General features: G+C 63.1%; 13 protein-coding genes and 1 pseudogene. 9 read left to right on the top strand and 5 right to left on the bottom strand.

Translation table 11 applies throughout. The features are described 5' to 3' along the window. Positions 1-62: 62 nt before the first annotated feature. The 3 genes and pseudogenes from coaD to N5D53_RS02940 all read left to right on the top strand — a co-directional run. Positions 63-548 (top strand): pantetheine-phosphate adenylyltransferase, encoded by a 486-nt coding sequence (coaD, locus tag N5D53_RS02950; protein WP_010955660.1) that lies wholly within the window; start codon positions 63-65, stop codon positions 546-548. Between the two features lie 101 nt (positions 549-649). Further along, positions 650-901, top strand: coding sequence for a YfhL family 4Fe-4S dicluster ferredoxin (locus N5D53_RS02945; protein ID WP_003249063.1), 252 nt, complete (start codon positions 650-652; stop codon positions 899-901). 141 nt (positions 902-1,042) lie between these two features. After that, a pseudogene (locus N5D53_RS02940) lies at positions 1,043-1,216 on the top strand (ferredoxin); the annotation flags it as partial. Positions 1,217-1,569: 353 nt separating this feature from the next. Here the strand turns inward: N5D53_RS02940 and mutM are convergent. Both mutM and N5D53_RS02930 read right to left on the bottom strand, forming a co-directional pair. Beyond that, positions 1,570-2,382 carry a bifunctional DNA-formamidopyrimidine glycosylase/DNA-(apurinic or apyrimidinic site) lyase gene (gene mutM, locus N5D53_RS02935; RefSeq protein WP_010955661.1) on the bottom strand — a complete coding sequence of 271 codons (813 nt, stop codon included), beginning with the start codon at positions 2,380-2,382 and terminating at the stop codon, positions 1,570-1,572. Positions 2,383-2,385: 3 nt separating this feature from the next. Then, positions 2,386-3,204 carry an HDOD domain-containing protein gene (locus N5D53_RS02930; RefSeq protein ID WP_177429916.1) on the bottom strand — a complete coding sequence of 273 codons (819 nt, stop codon included), beginning with the start codon at positions 3,202-3,204 and terminating at the stop codon, positions 2,386-2,388. Between the two features lie 175 nt (positions 3,205-3,379). On the opposite strand from N5D53_RS02930, the gene N5D53_RS02925 reads away from it, so the two are divergent. Together N5D53_RS02925 and ilvD are read left to right on the top strand one after the other, a co-directional pair. Beyond that, entirely contained in the window at positions 3,380-4,576 is a 1,197-nt protein-coding gene (locus N5D53_RS02925) for a class I SAM-dependent rRNA methyltransferase (protein ID WP_004575470.1), read from the top strand. A gap of 270 nt (positions 4,577-4,846) precedes the next feature. Next, a complete protein-coding gene (gene ilvD, locus N5D53_RS02920; protein WP_003249056.1) occupies positions 4,847-6,688 on the top strand; it encodes a dihydroxy-acid dehydratase in 1,842 nt (613 codons plus the stop codon). A gap of 70 nt (positions 6,689-6,758) precedes the next feature. Here ilvD and N5D53_RS02915 read toward each other — a convergent pair whose 3' ends face one another. Beyond that, entirely contained in the window at positions 6,759-7,649 is an 891-nt protein-coding gene (locus N5D53_RS02915; protein ID WP_218115555.1) for a LysR family transcriptional regulator, read from the bottom strand. 101 nt (positions 7,650-7,750) lie between these two features. Here N5D53_RS02915 and N5D53_RS02910 point away from each other — a divergent pair, with 101 nt between their 5' ends. Then, the gene (locus tag N5D53_RS02910) at positions 7,751-8,419 is read left to right on the top strand and encodes an NAD(P)H-dependent oxidoreductase (RefSeq protein WP_190869856.1); all 669 of its coding nucleotides are present in this window, start codon (positions 7,751-7,753) and stop codon (positions 8,417-8,419) included. Between the two features lie 8 nt (positions 8,420-8,427). Here the strand turns inward: N5D53_RS02910 and N5D53_RS02905 are convergent, their stop codons facing one another. After that, a complete protein-coding gene (locus N5D53_RS02905) occupies positions 8,428-9,483 on the bottom strand; it encodes a phosphorylcholine phosphatase (RefSeq protein ID WP_104962740.1) in 1,056 nt (351 codons plus the stop codon). 243 nt (positions 9,484-9,726) lie between these two features. Between N5D53_RS02905 and N5D53_RS02900 the strand changes: the two genes are divergently transcribed. Continuing rightward, positions 9,727-11,118, top strand: coding sequence for an L-cystine transporter (locus N5D53_RS02900; RefSeq protein WP_104962741.1), 1,392 nt, complete (start codon positions 9,727-9,729; stop codon positions 11,116-11,118). 270 nt (positions 11,119-11,388) lie between these two features. Here the strand turns inward: N5D53_RS02900 and N5D53_RS02895 are convergent, their stop codons facing one another. After that, the gene (locus N5D53_RS02895) at positions 11,389-11,904 is read right to left on the bottom strand and encodes a dihydrofolate reductase (RefSeq protein WP_003249048.1); all 516 of its coding nucleotides are present in this window, start codon (positions 11,902-11,904) and stop codon (positions 11,389-11,391) included. A gap of 54 nt (positions 11,905-11,958) precedes the next feature. On the opposite strand from N5D53_RS02895, the gene N5D53_RS02890 reads away from it, so the two are divergent. Both N5D53_RS02890 and N5D53_RS02885 read left to right on the top strand, forming a co-directional pair. Next, on the top strand, positions 11,959-13,350 hold the full coding sequence (locus N5D53_RS02890) for a DUF2868 domain-containing protein (protein ID WP_190869854.1): 1,392 nt from the start codon (positions 11,959-11,961) through the stop codon (positions 13,348-13,350). After that, positions 13,343-14,707, top strand: a complete 1,365-nt coding sequence (locus tag N5D53_RS02885) for a GTPase/DUF3482 domain-containing protein (RefSeq protein WP_014592746.1) — start codon at positions 13,343-13,345, stop codon at positions 14,705-14,707. Before N5D53_RS02890 ends, N5D53_RS02885 begins: the two co-directional genes overlap by 8 nt. The last annotated feature ends 468 nt before the right edge of the window (positions 14,708-15,175 follow it).

The following is a 15,175-nucleotide window of genomic DNA, read 5'->3' as shown; positions in this document are numbered from 1 at the left end:
GCCGGGGCGCCGTCGCTGCGCTACCATCCGACTCCCCAACGCACTCCAGCCAGGATGACGCGATGAACCGAGTGTTGTACCCGGGTACTTTCGACCCCATTACCAAAGGCCATGGCGATCTGGTCGAGCGCGCTTCGCGGCTATTCGACCACGTGATCATCGCGGTGGCGGCCAGCCCCAAGAAAAACCCTTTGTTCCCCCTGGAGCAACGGGTTGAGCTCGCCCGTGAGGTCACCAAGCACCTGCCCAATGTCGAAGTCATCGGCTTCTCTTCCCTGTTGGCGCATTTCGCCAAGGAACAGGGCGCCAACGTCTTCCTGCGTGGCCTGCGTGCGGTGTCCGACTTCGAGTACGAGTTCCAGCTGGCGAACATGAACCGGCAACTGGCCCCCGACGTCGAGAGCCTGTTCCTGACGCCGTCGGAGCGTTATTCGTTCATTTCCTCGACCCTGGTCCGGGAGATTGCGGCGCTGGGCGGTGATATCAGCAAGTTCGTCCACCCGGTGGTGGCCGACGCACTGACTGAACGCTTCAAGAAGCAAGCCTGACGCCTGATTGTCGCGCCCGCGTGCACTGCGGGCGCGAATGCGGCACAATTGTGCCCATTGCGTTGAACATGCCCGGGCTGTGAGCCCCGGCCGGAGTCCCCATGTCCCTGATCATCACCGACGATTGCATCAATTGCGACGTCTGCGAACCCGAGTGCCCGAACGAGGCTATCTCCCAAGGCGAAGAGATCTACGTGATCGACCCTAACCTGTGCACCCAGTGCGTAGGCCATTACGATGAGCCGCAGTGCCAGCAGGTCTGCCCGGTCGACTGCATCCCGCTGGATGAAGCGCACCCGGAAACCGAAGAACAGCTGATGGCCAAATATCGCCGGATCACTGGCAAGGGCTGATCACTGCCCTTCCCTGCACGGTCCCTGTGGGAGCGGGCATGCCCGCGAACACCGGCGCAGCCGGTGCCATTCATCGCGTCGCCTGCTTCGCGGGCTTGCCCGCTCCCACAGTTACCGCGCCAACATTCAGGTTTCGCTTCAGGCGAAGAGATCTGCGTGATCGCCCCTTACCTGTGCACCCAGTGCGTAGGCCATTGCGACGAGCCGCAGTGCCAGCAGGTCTGCCCGGTCGACTGCATCCCGCTGGATGAAGCGCACCCGGAAACCGAAGAACAGCTGATGGCCAAGTATCGCCGGATCACTGGCAAGGGCTGATCACTGCCCTTCCCTGCACGGTCCCTGTGGGAGCGGGCATGCCCGCGAACACCGGCGCAGCCGGTGCCATTCATCGCGTCGCCTACTTCGCGGGCTTGCCCGCTCCCACAGTTACCGCGCCAACATTCAGGTTTCGCTTCAGGCGAAGAGATCTGCGTGATCGCCCCCTTACCTATGCCTGGCAAGGGCTGATCACTGCCCTTCCCTGCACGGTCCCTGTGGGAGCGGGCGTGCCCGCGAACACCGGCGTAGCCGGTGCCATTCATCGCGTCGCCTGTTTCGCGGGCTTGCCCGATCCCACAGTTACCGCGCCAACATTCAGGTTTCGCTTCAACAGGTTCGCAGCGAACGTTTCATCGTTGGCAGCGCGGGCAGTACACGCTCGCCCTCTGCCCCAGCTTCACTTCGCGCAACTCAGTGCCGCATACCTTGCACGGCTGCCCGCCACGCCCGTACACAAACAGTTCCTGCTGGAAGTACCCCGGCTGCCCATCGCCACCAATGAAGTCACGCAGGGTGGTACCGCCCTGCTCGATCGCCGCCGCCAGCACCCGTTTGATCTCGATCGCCAGTTTCAGGTAGCGCGCCCGGGAAATCCCGCCCGCCTCCCGGCGTGGGTCGATACCGGCGGCAAACAGCGCCTCGGTGGCGTAGATGTTGCCCACCCCCACCACTACCGCGTTGTCCATGATGAACGGCTTGACCGCCATCGACCGACCGCGGGACAGCTGGAACAGCCGTTCACCATCGAACAGGTCCGTCAGCGGCTCAGGCCCCAGGCGCAGCAGTAACTCATGGTTCAGAGGGTCCAGGCTCCACAGCATGGCACCAAAGCGGCGAGGGTCGGTGTAACGCAGCATCAGCCCGGACTCCAGCTCGATGTCGACATGCTCATGCTTGGCCGCCGGTAAGCCCAGCTCGACCAGCCGCAGGTTGCCCGACATGCCCAAGTGGCTGATCAGCGTCCCCACTTCGGCATTGATCAACAGGTACTTGGCGCGTCGCTCCACGCTGACGATGCGCTGCCCCGACAGGCGCACATCGAGGTCTTCCGGGATCGGCCAGCGCAGCCGCCGGTCGCGAACCACCACACGGCTGACCCGCTGGCCTTCCAGGTGTGGCGCAATACCGCGTCGGGTGGTTTCTACTTCTGGCAATTCCGGCATGTGTCAGTGTCCGCCCAACTCGCGAATGTTCTGCTTGAGGTTTTCGAAATCGTATTCCGACAAACCAATGTAATCGAGCACCAAAGGGCCGACCACATTCCATTCGTGGTCCACCGCCTGGTTGCCCAGCACACGGTAGGACGCGCAGATATGCTCGGCCATCTTCAGCACCGCCAGCAGGTTTTTCAGCTGGCTCTGGGTATTGCGCGAGGTATCGTCGCGGAACACGGCCAAGGCATTGTGGTGGTTGGCGATGGCCGCACTGAGGTGCTCGGGCAAGCGCCAGGATTTGGCTGTGAAGTAGCCGACCACTGAATGGTTGGTGTTGAACGTGCGGTTCTCGGTATCGACCACGCGTGTTTCTTCGTCGGCCTTGGCGTATGCCTCTTCCAGCACATCCATGTAAGTGGGGAAGCGCTTGAGCATCAACGGCACGCCACAGTCATGGAAGAGGCCAAGGGTATAGGCCTCGTCCGCCGCCTGAATGCCGGTTCGCTTGGCCAGCGTCAGGCAGGTCATCGCCACGTCCTGGGCGGTATCCCAGAAGCGGTTGAGGGTAACGATGGTCTCGTCACTCATCTCGCCCTTGATCGACTGGGCGTTGATCAGGTTGATGATCGAACGGCTACCCAGCAGGTTCACCGCACGCTGGATCGAACCGATCTTGTTCGACAAGCCGAAGTGCGGAGAGTTGACCAGTTTCAGCAAGGCGCCAGAGAGGCCCGGGTCCTGGGAAATCAGCTTGGCGATGGTTTCCAGGTCTGGGTCAGGCATGTACTGCTCGAACTGCAGATCGACCATGATCTGCGGTTGAGGCGGGATGGTGATGCCTTGCAAGGCTTGCTGGATCTGTTCGGCGCTGAGTTCTTGGGACATACGTGCACACTCGTTTAGGACGCGGCATTTTAACCCTCTAAGCGCCCCCGGTTACCACTCCTCTAAAGGCGAAAGCACAGCAGACACGCTATAATCCCGCTCTTTTTCCCGGAGCGACGTCATGTCCCTGCCCAGCCTTCGCCTCAAAGCCAATGCCGACCGCCGCCTGCGCGCCGGCCACCTGTGGGTCTACAGCAACGAAGTCGATGTCAGCGCGACCCCTTTGCAAGGCTTCCAGGCGGGTCAGCAGGCCATTCTCGAGGCAGCCAACGGCAAGCCGCTGGGCATCGTCGCACTGAGCCCGAACAACCTGATCTGCGCCCGCCTGCTGTCACGCGACATCAAGCTGCCGCTGGACAAGTCGCTGCTGGTACACCGCCTGAACGTCGCCCTGTCGCTGCGCGAGCGCCTGTTCGACCAGCCATGCTACCGCCTGGTCTACGGTGACTCCGACCTGCTCCCAGGCCTGGTGGTCGACCGTTTCTTCGATATCCTCGTGGTGCAGTTGGCCTCGGCCACCATGGAAGCGCACAAGGATGACGTGATCGCCGCACTGGTGCAGGTGCTCAAGCCCAGCGGCATCCTGTTCAAGAACGATTCCGCCGCGCGCGACGCCGAAGGCCTGCAGCGCTATGTCGAGACCGTCTACGGCGAAGTGCCGGACTGGGTTCCGCTGGAAGAGAACGGCGTCAAGTTCGAAGCTCCGGTGCGCGAAGGCCAGAAGACGGGCTGGTTCTACGACCACCGCATGAACCGCGCCCGCCTGGCACCGTACGTGAAGGGCAAGCGTGTACTCGACCTGTTCAGCTATATCGGTGGCTGGGGCGTACAGGCCGGTGCCTTTGGCGCCAGCGAAGTGTTCTGTGTCGATGCCTCGGGTTTTGCCCTGGACGGCGTGGAGCGTAACGCTGCACTGAACGGCATCAGCGAGAAGCTGACCTGCATCGAAGGCGACGTGTTCGAAGCCCTGCGCGAGCTCAAGGCGGCCGAAGAACGCTTCGACGTGATCATTGCCGACCCACCTGCCTTCATCAAGCGCAAGAAGGACCTGAAAAACGGCGAAGCGGCCTACCGCCGCCTGAACGAACAGGCCATGCGCATGTTGAACAAAGACGGCATCCTCGTCAGCGCCTCGTGCTCGATGCACCTGCCCGAGGACGACCTGAACAACATCCTGCTGACCAGTGCCCGCCACCTGGACCGCAACATGCAGCTGCTTGAGCGAGGCGGTCAGGGCCCGGATCACCCAGTACACCCGGCCATCGCCGAAACCCGCTACATCAAAAGCATCACCTGCCGGTTACTGCCAAACAGCTGATATCTGCCAAAAAGGGCCGCCCAGCGGCCCTTTCCTGCCGCAATCCCCCCGCCAACCATCCACATCTGCATTCCCTCACCGCGCCAGCGGTGTAGAATCGGCCTATTCATCGCCAGTCATCCCCGGCGGGTTTATGAGCTCTGGTCAAGCACGCGGCGATCCCGCGCGGTCTTGGCCCCATCCGTGCCAGTGGCAACCGGCCTGCGGCGCAAAGGACACGAGAAGCTCACTCCCCTATTTGTGACCTGATTAAGCCGCCAGGAGTGTTTCATGCCTGATTATCGTTCCAAGACTTCCACCCAAGGCCGCAACATGGCAGGCGCCCGTGCCCTTTGGCGCGCCACCGGGATGAAGGACGAAGACTTCAAGAAACCGATCATCGCCATCGCCAACTCGTTCACCCAGTTCGTTCCGGGCCACGTGCACCTGAAGGACCTGGGCCAGCTGGTGGCTCGCGAAATCGAACGCGCCGGTGGCGTGGCCAAGGAATTCAACACCATCGCGGTCGATGACGGCATCGCCATGGGCCACGACGGCATGCTGTACTCGCTGCCAAGCCGCGAAATCATTGCCGACGCGGTGGAGTACATGGTCAATGCGCACTGCGCTGACGCCATCGTCTGCATCTCCAACTGCGACAAGATCACCCCCGGCATGCTGATGGCCGCCCTGCGCCTGAACATCCCGGTGATCTTCGTTTCCGGCGGCCCGATGGAAGCCGGCAAGACCAAGCTGGCCAGCCACGGCCTGGACCTGGTCGATGCCATGGTCATCGCGGCCGACTCCACGGCCTCCGACGAAAAAGTCGCCGAATACGAGCGCAGCGCCTGCCCGACCTGCGGTTCGTGCTCCGGCATGTTCACCGCCAACTCGATGAACTGCCTGACCGAAGCGCTGGGCCTGGCCCTGCCGGGCAACGGTTCGACCCTGGCCACCCACTCCGACCGCGAGCAGCTGTTCCTCACGGCCGGCCGCACCATCGTCGAGCTGTGCAAGCGCTACTACGGCGAGAATGACGAGTCGGTCCTGCCACGCAGCATCGCCAACTTCAAAGCGTTCGAAAACGCCATGATGCTGGACATCGCCATGGGCGGCTCGACCAACACCATCCTGCACCTGCTGGCCGCAGCACAAGAAGGTGAAGTGGCGTTCGACCTGCGCGACATCGACCGCCTGTCACGCAAAGTGCCGCAGCTGTGCAAAGTGGCGCCAAACATCCAGAAGTACCACATGGAAGACGTCCACCGCGCCGGCGGCATCTTCAGCATCCTCGGTTCGCTGGCCCGTGGTGGCCTGCTGCACACCGACCTGCCGACCGTGCACAGCCGCAGCATGGAAGAAGCCATCGCCAAATGGGACATCACCCAGACCGATGACGAAGCGGTGCACACCTTCTTCAAGGCCGGCCCGGCCGGTATCCCGACCCAGACCGCATTCAGCCAGTCGACCCGTTGGGAAACCCTCGACGACGACCGTGAAAACGGCTGCATCCGCAGCTTCGAACACGCCTACTCGCAAGAGGGCGGCCTGGCCGTGCTGTACGGCAACATCGCTCTGGATGGCTGCGTGGTCAAAACCGCCGGTGTGGACGAATCGATCCACGTGTTCGAGGGCACCGCGAAGATCTTCGAAAGCCAGGACAGCGCCGTGCGCGGCATCCTCGCCGACGAGGTGAAAGCCGGCGACATCGTCATCATCCGCTACGAAGGCCCGAAAGGCGGCCCGGGCATGCAAGAAATGCTCTATCCGACCTCGTACCTCAAGTCCAAAGGCCTGGGCAAGGCCTGCGCCCTGCTCACCGACGGTCGCTTCTCGGGCGGTACCTCGGGCCTGTCGATCGGCCACGCCTCGCCAGAGGCCGCGGCGGGCGGTGCCATCGGCCTGGTGCGCGACGGCGACAAGGTACTGATCGACATCCCTAACCGTTCGATCAACCTGCTGGTCAGCGATGAAGAGCTGGCGGAACGCCGTGTCGAGCAGGACAAGAAGGGCTGGAAGCCAGCCGAGGTCCGTCCCCGCAAAGTGACCACCGCGCTCAAGGCCTATGCCCTGCTGGCCACCAGTGCCGACAAAGGCGCAGTGCGTAACAAGGCAATGCTCGAAGGGCTGTAAGGGCTTTTCTGGCATTTGCACAACCGGCGTCTCGTACGCCGGTTTTTTTTGCCTGTGGATGAAGGCCGGATCAAAGCTCTCCCTTCGCGACACATTGGCGTAATTGCGCCAGCAGCAGGGCAGCCGAGCGCTTCGGTGTCGCCGCCGACGTCAGCACGAACTGTGCTTGAGGCAAGGCTGGCAACGTCGACACTTCTACAAGGCCGGCAGCCAGAGCAGACGATCGCGTGACAGGCGTTACCCCAAGCCCGCCACTTACGGCGGTCATCAGCCCGCCGACACTTGGGCTCTGGCAAACGATGCGCCATTGCCGCCCGGCGCGTACCAAGGCCTCAATAGCTGCGGCCCGATAAGGGCATTGATCAGAAAATACCGCCAAGGGCACAGGCGTGGTGACCTCATCGCTGCCCAGCGCAATCGGCCCTCTCGCCCACACCAATGGCTCGGACCAAAGCACCTCGCCCCGTTCTTCATCGCTGCAGCGGCTGCCCAATACGATATCCAGCCCACCCGAGTGGACGAGCGAGAGCAACTCCCCAGTCAGGCCGACGGTCAGGGACACCTCTGCATCGGGGTGTGCCACCGAAAAACGACGCATGCAGTCGATGATCGGGGCTTTCACCATTTCCTCGCTCAACCCCACGTACACCGTGCCTGACACCCGCCGCCCTGCTCCAAGGCTTGCGCGGGCATCATCGTGCAACGCCAGGATGGTGCGGGCATAGCCTGCCAACCGAGCGCCTGCGGGTGTCAGGCTGACCGAACGGGTCGTACGCTCCAGCAATTTTTGTCCAGCTTCGCGTTCAAGCCGCCGAATATGAGCGCTGATCGCCGACTGCGTTAGGTGCAGCCTCTGCGCAGCACGGGTGAAACCACCGGTGTCGGCAACGGCAAGCAAGCTCCGCAAAAGCACAGTATCGAACACAGATTCATCACCTATCTCACTCAATCTCGCGAGCATACGTCATTTCTATAATGAATCTCCCTGAATCAGACTGACCACCGAACGCCTGGGCGCTCAAGCGCCGGCAAGGCTTATCAACACTACTTGGGAGAAGCCCCGTGGTTGAACGTATCTTGTATGTCTGCGCCTCACCCAGAGGAGAGCGGTCCGTTTCCGCTCAGATTACCGACGTGTTCCTGGCGGCATTGGCCGAGCGCAAAGCGGTGGAAATCGATCACTTGAATCCTTGGGAATGTGAACTGCCTGAGGTAGATGGCGCCTTGCTCGCGGCGAAGTACGCGGGGCTTGCCGATGCCCCGCTGTCAACCGCACAGGCAGCTGCATGGGACCGGATCAAGGCCCTCGCTCAACGGTTCCACCGGGCGGATACCTTGGTGTTCAGCGTACCGCTGTGGAATTTCGGTATTCCGTACAAGCTCAAGCACCTGATCGACGCGATTTCGCACAAAGACGTGCTGTTCACCTTCGATGAGCAAGGATTGAACGGCATGCTTGGCGGGCGTCGAGCGATTGCCATCTACACCCGTGGTTTGGGCTACGGGCCCGGCTCACAGACACCCGACCAGGTGTTTGGCCTGGAGAAAACCTTCATCGACACATGGTTTCGCTTCGTTGGGATTAACCAGGCGCACAGTTTAGTGGTCGAACAGACCCTCGGCCCTGAGGGCGCCAGGATCCGTGAACGTGCCATTGAACAAGTGACCCTGCTGGCGCAGACCATTGACCAGAAAGCGGCCCAGACCCTCATTGTGGGCCGCGATGGTTGATATTCCCGTTACTGGATCTGCTCCGGCGTGACGATCACCCAGTTCTTGTCAGCCGTCACCGGCAACCCTTCCTTGGCCTGCGCCGCCGCATTCTTGGCAATCATCCCGTTGAGCTGGTCCATGTACTTGGCCTTGCGGTTTATCCACAGGTGGATACCGCCTTTGCCCACATCCACCCCGTGGAACTGCATGTAGCCATCGCTGGTCGGCGTGTCGCCGCCCACCAGCACCGGTTTCTTCCACTCATCGATGTAGGTAAGGATCGCCGCCTGCTTGCCCGCCATCCAGGTGGCCGGGGTCCACAGGTAAGGGGTCAACTCCAGGCCCTCGTTAGCCTTGGCATCGTAGTGCCCGGCGCTGATCTGCTTGCGCGCAGTGGTCAGCTGTCCGCTGGCGCGGTCCTTGAGCAGCAGGCTCACGCCAATCACGTTCTGGGGCTTCACGTTGTATCCATACTTGGGGTCCGAGGCGACCATGCGCACCAGCTCTTCGGAGGCCGCCGAAACCACATAGACCTCGATGCCATTCTCCATCAGCTTGTTGTACAGCTCGGCCTGGCCCTTGAAGACCTTGGGCGGCTGAACCTCGATGGCCTTGACCTGGTCGCCTTCGTAATAGGTGCTGGGGATCGGCTTGGTCGAAGCCATCAGCTCATCCACCTGCACCTTCAGCTCCTGCAAGGTAAAGCCCGAGAACACCTGGGCTACCCACGGGTAGCAGACCATGTCATCGATTTCACACAGCCGGTAGTAGTAACTGAATAGGCTTTCCTTGTGCTCGGCAGTGTCCTTGAACGGCATCAGCTTCAACGAAGGGTCGAGCTTGTCGCGGCTTAGCAGCCCCTTGTTTTCCATGAACGGAAGCAAGGCTTCTTCCAGGTCATAGCGGTAACTGGTGTTGTCCATGTCGAACACCGCGTAGTTACCCTTGTTGGCATTGGCGGCGATCATGCTGTCGAGCTGTTTGGCCGCGTCGGCAGGCCAGTGTTTGAGCTCCGTGGCGAAGGTTTCGATACTGAACAGCAGGGACAGGCCGATGGCGGCGGCTTTCACAGCGACTTTCATGTACGAATCTCCTGAAATGACCCAGAAACGCTAGTGCAACAATCCCCACTGCAAGCCCCCGATAACGACCTCCAGGCAGCTGCAAACGCCTTGTTCATTGCAATCTGCGACATCCCGTTATTCCATAAACGACTATGTAAATTCCATTTGGGTATAAATTCGTTTGTTTTCAGGCTGTTAGCATTTCCGTTCGCAATCGCTCACAGAGGCGATGCCACTTCTGCTTTTTTTGCTGGAGCTTCAATGAACCTGCCGCTGTCACTCAACCTGCTGGCATTCCTGGCCCTGTTGCTGGGTCTGGCACAAACCCGCCGCACCGACTGGAGCCTGGCCAAGAAGGTACTGCTTGGCCTGGTGCTGGGCGTGGTCTTCGGCCTTGTGCTGCACACGATCTATGGCGCTGGCCACCCTGTGCTCAAGGCAACCATCGCGTGGCTCGACCTGGTCGGCAACGGCTATGTCGGCCTGTTGCAGATGATCGTCATGCCGCTGATCTTCGCCTCGATCCTCAGTGCCGTGGCACGTTTGCACAATGCCTCTTCACTGGGCCGCATCAGCGTGCTGAGCATCGGCACCCTGCTGCTGACCACGGCCATTGCCGCCCTGATCGGCATTGTGTTGACCAACCTGTTCGGCCTCAGCGCCGAGGGCCTGGTGGCCGGCGCCCAGGAAAGCGCACGCATGCAGGTTATCCACAGTGACTACGCGGGCAAGGTCGCCGACCTCAACATCCCGCAACTGCTGCTGTCGTTCATCCCCAGCAACCCGGTAGGCGACCTGGCGCGGGCCAAGCCGACCTCGATCATCAGCGTGGTGATCTTTGCGGTGTTCCTCGGTCTGGCCGCGCTGCAGTTGATCAAGGACGACGCCGAGAAGGGTGAGCGCGCCCTGTCGGCCATCGACACCCTGCAGGCCTGGGTGATGCGCCTGGTGCGGGTGGTGATGAAGCTGACCCCCTATGGCGTGCTGGCGTTGATGACCAAAGTCGTGGCCAGCTCCAACACGGAGGACATCCTCAAGCTGGGCAGCTTCGTGGTGGTGTCGTACCTGGGCCTGGGGTTGATGTTCGTGGTGCATGGCATCATCCTCGCCGCCACCGGTGTGAGCCCGCTGCGCTTCTTCCGCAAGGTGTGGCCGGTGCTGACCTTCGCCTTCACCAGCCGCTCCAGCGCCGCCAGCATTCCGCTGAACATCGAGGCACAAACCCGCCGTCTGGGCGTGCCGCAATCGATCGCCAGCTTCAGCGCATCGTTCGGCACCACCATTGGCCAGAACGGCTGCGCCGGCCTCTATCCGGCCATGCTGGCGGTGATGGTCGCGCCAGCGGTGGGCATCAACACCTTCGACCCACTGTGGATCGCCACCCTGGTGGCCATCGTCACGCTGAGCTCGGCAGGAGTTGCCGGCGTGGGCGGCGGTGCCACCTTCGCCGCGCTGATCGTGCTGCCAGCCATGGGCTTGCCGGTGGAGTTGGTGGCGCTGCTGATTTCGGTGGAGCCGCTGATCGACATGGGCCGTACGGCGTTGAACGTGAACGGTTCGATGACGGCGGGCGTTGTCACCAGCCAGCTGCTGAAAGAGACAGACAAGGAAGTGCTGGCCGGTGATGAACATGCCGAGCTGAGCCACACCTGACAGATCGCCGGGGCGCATTGCGCCCCTTTCGCGACAAGGCCGCTCGTGTCTTGCTCAAAACCTAAACCCCCTGCGGTCCCCCGTAGGAGCGGGTTCACCCGCGAAGGGCTGCAGAGCAGCCCCAACAATCTCTGCCCCCCTGCGGCCCCCCCCGTAGGAGCGGGTTCACCCGCGAAGGGCTGCAAAGCAGCCCCAACAATCTCTGCCCCCCTGCGCCCCCCGTAGGAGCGGGTTCACCCGCGAAGGGCTGCAAAGCAGCCCCCAACAATCTCACCCCTTATCCCAAACCTCGAAGTGATACACCGGCTTACCTTCCTCAGCCTGTGCCTCGCTAGAAGTCAGCCTCCACTGCCCTTCATCAAACGCCGGGAACCACGCATCCCCCTCTGGCGCCAACTCAACCCGCGTCAGGTACATGCGACTGACCAGCCCCTTCTCCAGCGCCTGCCCATACAGCTGCGCGCCACCAATCAGCATCAGCTCACCGACGCCCTGCTCGCGCGCCCACTGCTCGGCCCGCACCAACGCCTCTTCAAGCGAGGCGAACACCTCGGCACCCGCCAGTTCAAGCCCCGGCTGGCGGCTGACCACGATGTTCAGCCGCCCAGGCAGCGGCCGCCCCAGCGAGTCCCAGGTCTTGCGCCCCATGATGATCGGCTTGCCCAGGGTGGTGGCCTTGAAGTATTTGAAGTCCCCCGGCAAATGCCAGGGCATGGAGTTGTCGATGCCGATCACGCGGTTCTCGGCATAAGCCGCGATCAGGCTGAGGGGAAGTGATGTATTCATGCCGGCGAGGATAGCACCGGGCGTGTGGGTTATGCTTCTGCCTTGACCTGTGCAATGGAAGACCTTGTGACTGCACCCACGCCACTGGACAAGCGCTGGCTCACCGAAGCAGTACGCCTGCGCGAAGAACATGCCGGCCCGCTGGAAGACCAGGAAGCCAACCGCCACGCCCGCCAGCTAGGTGGCGACCTGGCCACGCGCATCGAAACACGTGCGCTGTTCCTGGCCGAGCGCGATGACATGACCGGCGCCCTGCGCCATTGGAAGCAGGGCGCGCGCCTGGCGCTGCTGGCCCTGCTGCTGCTGGCCGTGCTCAGCGGCGCAGGCCTGGGGCTGGCCGCCCTCGGTGACGGGCAGCGCCCGGTGAATGTGTTCTGGGCGCTGGGCAGCCTGCTCGGGCTGAACCTGGTGATGCTGCTGGGCTGGGCCATGGGTTTTGCCCTGAGCGGCGAGCATGGCGCAGGGCTGGGCCGCTTGTGGCTATGGCTAAGCGAACGCTTTGCCCGCGATGCCAAGGCCGCGCACCTGGCGCCAGCGCTGCTGGTGCTGCTGCAACGTCAACGCCTCAACCGGTGGCTGCTCGGCCTGTTGGTACACGGTCTGTGGCTGCTGGCGATGCTCACCGCGCTGGGCATGCTGCTGGCCTTGCTGGCGACCCGACGCTATGGCTTTGTCTGGGAAACCACCTTGCTCGCCGCCGAGCCGTTCATTCACCTGACCCAAGCACTGGGCGCCCTGCCCTCGTTGCTAGGCTTCGCCGTGCCCGACGAAGCCATGATCCGCGCCAGCGGCGACAGCTTGCCGGCCCTGGACATGGCACGCCAGGCCTGGGCCAGCTGGCTGCTCGGCGTGGTGCTGGTATACGGCCTGCTGCCCCGCCTGCTGCTGGCCGGGCTATGCCTGTGGCGCTGGCGCCAGGGCCGTGAACGCCTGACGCTGGACCTGGGCCTGCCCGGCTACGCGCAACTGCGCGAGGCACTGATGCCGCGCAGCGAGCGCATCGGCGTGCAGGATGCTGCCCCGCAAGCCTTGCCACAGTTTGCCGCCGGGCAGCTGGAAAGCGGCAGCAGCGGTGCCCTGCTGGTGGGCCTGGAGCTGGACGACCAGCGCCCTTGGCCACCGGCCCTGCCCAAAAGCGTGACCGATGCCGGCGTGCTCGACAGCCGCGAATCACGCAACCGGCTGTTGGAGCAGCTCAGCCGCTTCCCACCGGCACGCCTGGCCATCGCCTGCGACCCACGCCGCTCGCCAGACCGCGGCAGTTTGGCGCTGCTCGCCGAACTGGCGCGCAATGCCGGCGCAACCCGTATCTGGCTGCTGCAGGCTGCACCGGGCCAGCCCCTCGATGCCGAGCGCCTGGGCGATTGGCACGAAGCTCTTGACCGCCTTGGCCTGCAACATGCCGACACCTCACCGCTGACCTGGCTGGAGCATGGCCATGACTGAGCCACTGAAACTGGCCGTGGTCGGCCATACCAATGTCGGCAAAACCTCGCTACTGCGCACCCTGACCCGCGACGTCGGTTTTGGCGAAGTGTCCCACCGCCCCAGCACTACCCGCCATGTGGAAGGTGCGCGGCTGTCTGTGGACGGTGAACCCTTGCTGGAGCTGTACGACACGCCCGGCCTGGAAGATGCCATCGCCCTGCTCGACTACCTTGAACGTCTGGAACGCCCGGGCGAGCGCCTGGACGGCCCGGCCCGGCTGGAGCGCTTTCTGCAGGGCAGCGAAGCGCGCCAACGCTTCGAGCAGGAGGCCAAGGTATTGCGCCAACTGCTGGCCAGTAATGCCGGGCTGTATGTGATCGATGCGCGCGAGCCGGTGCTGGCCAAGTACCGCGACGAACTGGAAGTACTGGCCAACTGCGGCAAGCCGTTGCTGCCGGTGCTCAACTTCGTCGCCAGCAGCCAGCACCGTGAGCCGGAATGGCGTGAAGCCCTTGCCCGGCTTGGGCTTCACGCATTGGTACGGTTCGACAGCGTGGCCCCGCCGGAAGATGGCGAGCGCCGCTTGTACGAAAGCCTGGCGCTACTGCTGGAAAACGCCCGCCCGGCGCTGCAACGGCTGATCGACGACCAGCAGGCACAGCGTTTGGCACGCCGGCACAGCGGCAAGCGCCTGATCGCCGAACTGCTGCTCGATTGCGCTGCATGCCGGCGCAGTGTCGAGGCCGAACCAGCGGCAGAAGCCCGGGCCATCGAGGCGCTGCGCCAGGACATACGCCAACGAGAACAACGCTGCGTCGAAGCCTTGCTCAAGCTGTATGCCTTCCGCCGCGAGGACGCCCATGCCAGCGACCTGCCGTTGCTGGACGGCCGCTGGGGCGATGATTTGTTCAATCCAGAGACGTTGAAACTGCTGGGCGTGCGCCTGGGCAGCGGCGTGGCGGCGGGGGCGGCAGCGGGGGCCGGGGTCGATTTGCTGGTTGGTGGCCTCACCCTCGGCGCGGCGGCGCTGGCCGGGGCGATTGCCGGCGGTGCGCTGCAGACGGCGCGCAACTATGGTTCGCGGTTGATGGGCAAGCTCAAGGGCAAGCGCGAGCTGACCGTGGACGACACGGTATTGCGTCTGCTGGCCTTGCGTCAGCAGCAGTTGATGGTGGCGCTGGATAACCGCGGGCATGCGGCGCAGGACAGCATCAGGCTGGGTGAGCTGGATGAAAAGGCCTGGCGTGAGGGCAAGTTGCCGGAGGCGTTGGTCAAAGCGCGGGCGCACCCGCAGTGGTCCACCCTGAATCCCGGGGCCAAGCTGAATCAGGCTGAGCGGCAGGAGCAGTTGGAGGCGCTGGTTTCACAGATTTGAGCCAGCAGGGTTGGCCTCTTCGCGGGTAAACCCGCTCCTACGGGCGGCCTGTGTACAACCACCGATGTGCGCCCACCACCAATCCGGCGTAGGAGCGGGTTTACCCGCGAATACGGTAGCGGCGGCAACGGTGAACGGCGGGTGGAAATTGGCCAGCAGGGCCGGCCCTTTCGCGGGTAAACCCGCTCCTACGACGGGCTGTGTCCACCCCCGTGTGGGTCCACCACCGATCTGTGTAGGAGCGGGTTTACCCGCGAATACGGTAGCGGCGGCAACGGTGAGCGGCGGGTAGAAATTGGCCAGCAGGGCCGGCCTCTTCGCGGGTAAACCCGCTCCTACACGGCGGCCTGTGTCCAACCACCGATGTGCGCCCACCACCAATCCGGTGTAGGAGCGGGTTTACCCGCGAATACGGTGGCGGCGGCAACGGTGAGCGGCGGGTAGAAATTGGCCAGCAGGGCCGGCCTC

It is taken from the genome of Pseudomonas sp. GD03862 (genome assembly GCF_029840855.1).
GTDB classification, from domain to species: Bacteria; Pseudomonadota; Gammaproteobacteria; order Pseudomonadales; family Pseudomonadaceae; genus Aquipseudomonas; species Aquipseudomonas alloputida.
The sequence above is the reverse complement of the archived record's forward strand: the minus strand, read 5'-3'. Positions and strand labels throughout refer to the sequence as shown.